The organism is Streptomyces sp. NPDC001902, from assembly GCF_042891295.1.
Taxonomy (GTDB): domain Bacteria; phylum Actinomycetota; class Actinomycetes; order Streptomycetales; family Streptomycetaceae; genus Actinacidiphila.
Genome location: NZ_JBIATA010000065.1, coordinates 1 through 1527 on the forward strand (window position 1 = coordinate 1; position 1527 = coordinate 1527).

General features: G+C 69.5%; 1 protein-coding gene. It reads left to right on the forward strand.

Going from position 1 to position 1527, the window contains the following annotated elements; genetic code table 11:
* Positions 1–230: 230 nt before the first annotated feature.
* Positions 231–1475 (forward strand): IS110 family RNA-guided transposase, encoded by a 1245-nt coding sequence (locus ACFYYN_RS43370; RefSeq protein WP_500550202.1) that lies wholly within the window; start codon positions 231–233, stop codon positions 1473–1475.
* The last annotated feature ends 52 nt before the right edge of the window (positions 1476–1527 follow it).

The window sequence follows — 1527 nt, forward strand, 5'->3', positions numbered from 1 at the left end:
GTCAGGAACCCAGGCCGCTGCGCGGCCGCCGTGAGGCCGGGAAAATGGGGCTGCTCCGTCCGGGACGCCGGTTTCACTGTGATGCCGTGAGCTCGAGAGTCAGGATGGCGTGGGGGTCGCTGACAGGGACCGTCAATTGTTGCAGCAGCACGCGGACCAGACTCTTCAGCCCTGTGGCCCCTCCGGACGGCGCGCGTCGGGTCGAGTCGGTCGTGGTCGGGGAGGGTTTCATGGACGTGCTGCACGAGCGGTGCGCCGCGCTGGACATCGGCAAGAAGGACCTCAAGGCGTGTGTGCGAACCCCGAGCCCGAGCGGGCGCCGCAGCCGCCGCCAGGAGATCCGTACCTTCGCCACCACGACCAACGCCCTGCTGGAGTTGCGGGACTGGCTGACCGCGGAGCAAGTGACCCTGGTGGTGATGGAGGCGACCGGCGACTACTGGCGCGGCGCGTTCTACCTGCTCGAGGACTGCGTGAACGTGATCCTGGTGAACGCCGCGCACGCCAAGGGCCTGCCCGGCCGCAAGACCGACGTCGCGGACGCGGCCTGGCTGTGCCAGCTGGGCGAGTGCGGCCTGCTGAAGGCCTCGTTCGTGCCGCCGGAGCCGGTCCGGCACCTGCGCGACCTGACCCGCTACCGCTCCACTCTTGCCGGCGAGCGCAGCCGGGAGGCCCAGCGGCTGGAGAAGGAACTCGAGGACGCCGGGATCAAGCTCTCCTCGGTGGCCACCGACATCCTCGGGGTCTCCGGGCGCGCCATGCTGGACGCGCTCATCGCCGGGGAACGCGATGTGCACGTCCTGGCAGGGCTGGCCAAGGCCCGCATGCGCCCCAAGATCCCCGCACTGGCGGAGGCGCTGGCCGGCAACTTCGGCGAGCACCACGCCTTCTTGTGCCGGCTGCACCTGGAGCGCATCGACCAGCTCACCACAGCCATCGACCAGCTGTCGGTGCGGATCGAGGAGGAGATGCGCCCTTTCTCCCGGCAGCTTGAGCTGCTGCAGACCATCCCCGGCGTCGGCCGGACCACCGCGGAGGTCCTGATCGCCGAGACCGGCGCCGACATGTCCCGCTTCCGTACCGCCGGGCACCTGACCTCCTGGGCCGGGGTCTGCCCCGGGCACCACGAATCCGCCGGCAAGCACAAATCCGGCCGCAGACGCCACGGCAACCGGTGGCTCGGCGCCGCTTTGGGCACCGCGGCCATGGCCGCCTCCCGCACCCGGGACCGCACCTACCTCGGTGCGCGCTACATGCGGCTGATGCCCCGCCTGGGCAAGAAGAAAGCCCTCGTCGCCGTCGAGCACTCGATTCTCACCGCGGTATGGCACATGCTCACCCAGGACACTGCATTCCACGACCTCGGCGGTGACTACTACGCCAAGCACGACCCCGAACGCGCCCTCCGCAGGATCACCCGGCAGGCCAACGCCCTCGGCCTCACCGTCCGCTTCGACCCCATCGAGGCCGCTTAAACACCCGAGTTCATCACGCTGACCTGGTCTCAAGCTTCATTTTCGGACCAGT